The 1,259-nt window shown below is 59.7% G+C and carries 1 protein-coding gene; it reads left to right on the top strand.

The genetic code is table 11. The features are described 5' to 3' along the window. The first annotated feature begins 60 nt into the window (after positions 1-60). Positions 61-1,226 (top strand): IS3 family transposase gene (locus tag KJB29_RS19080; protein ID WP_425514129.1). Its coding sequence is split into 2 segments (ribosomal slippage): positions 61-313 and positions 313-1,226, totalling 1,167 coding nucleotides; the frame shifts between segments, so codons are not numbered across the junction. Positions 1,227-1,259: the final 33 nt, after the last annotated feature.

Below are 1,259 nucleotides of genomic sequence, written 5' to 3'. Positions count from 1 at the left end.
TGAGGTATCCTGATGACGATGGACACTCCCGCTTGGTAAACTACCGAGAGGGAGGTAAACATGAAACAGCAGCAGCGTTATACGCCGGAGTTTCGAGTCGAGGCGGTCAAACTGGTAACAGAGCAAGGGCTGTCCCAGAAGGAAGCAGCAAGGCGGCTGGCAATCCCCAAGGGGACTCTGGCGAACTGGATGGCAGCCGGCAAGGCTTCCACCCATCCGTCAGCACCAGGGGCACGTTCTGCGGCGGATTTGGCAGCCGAGAATGCCCGGTTGCGCAAGGAGCTGGCCGAGGCCCGCATGGAGCGTGACATCTTAAAAAAGGCGACCGCGTACTTTGCCAGGGAGTCGCTGCCCGGTACGCGTTCATGAAGCAGTGGCGACTCCATTTTCCCGTAACGATAATGAGCCGAGTGCTCAACGTGTCCCGTAGCGGCTTTTATGCCTGGCTGGGGCGCAAGCCCTCGCGTCGAGCCCAGGAGGATGAACTTCTGAAGGTGGCGATTAAAGCCGCCCACAAACGTACTCGCGAAAGCTATGGCGCCCGGCGCCTGCAGCCGGAGCTGGCGGCGGATGGTATCGTCGCCGGGCGCGACCGTATTGCCCGTCTGCGCCGGGAAATGGGGCTGCGCTGTCGACAGAAGCGCACGTTCAAGGCGACCACGAATTCGAAGCACAGCTTGCCGGTGGCGGAGAACTTGCTGGATCAAACCTTTACACCCAGTGCTCCCAACGAGGTCTGGGTTACCGACATAACCTACATTCCCACCGGCGAAGGCTGGCTTTACCTTGCTGGGGTAAAGGACGTCTTTACCTGCGAGATTGTCGGCTATGCCATGGCCGCGCGCATGACACAGGAGCTGACAGGTCAGGCGCTTTTCCGGGCGGTGGAGCAGAAACGGCCCGCGGCCGGGCTGATCCACCATTCCGATCGCGGCAGCCAGTACTGCGCCCACGAATACCGTAAACTTCTTGAGCAGTTCGGCATGACGCCGTCCATGTCGCGCAAGGGCAATTGCTACGATAATGCACCGATGGAAAGCTTCTGGGGAAGCCTCAAGAACGAACTTGTGCATCACTGCCGCTACGAAACCCGGGCTGAGGCCGAGGCCTCTATCCGGGAATACATCGAGATCTTCTACAACCGTCAGCGACGCCACTCGCGCCTTGGCTATCTGGCCCCGGCCGTATTTGCCATGAACTTCTCCGCAAACACGGCCGCCGCTTGAGTTGGGAGTGTCTACTATTGACAGGACACCTCA

Source organism: Geobacter grbiciae, assembly GCF_018531165.1.
Taxonomy (GTDB): domain Bacteria; phylum Desulfobacterota; class Desulfuromonadia; order Geobacterales; family Geobacteraceae; genus Geobacter; species Geobacter metallireducens.
Note: the sequence above shows the minus strand (reverse complement) of the source record. Positions and strands in the feature narration are given on the sequence as shown.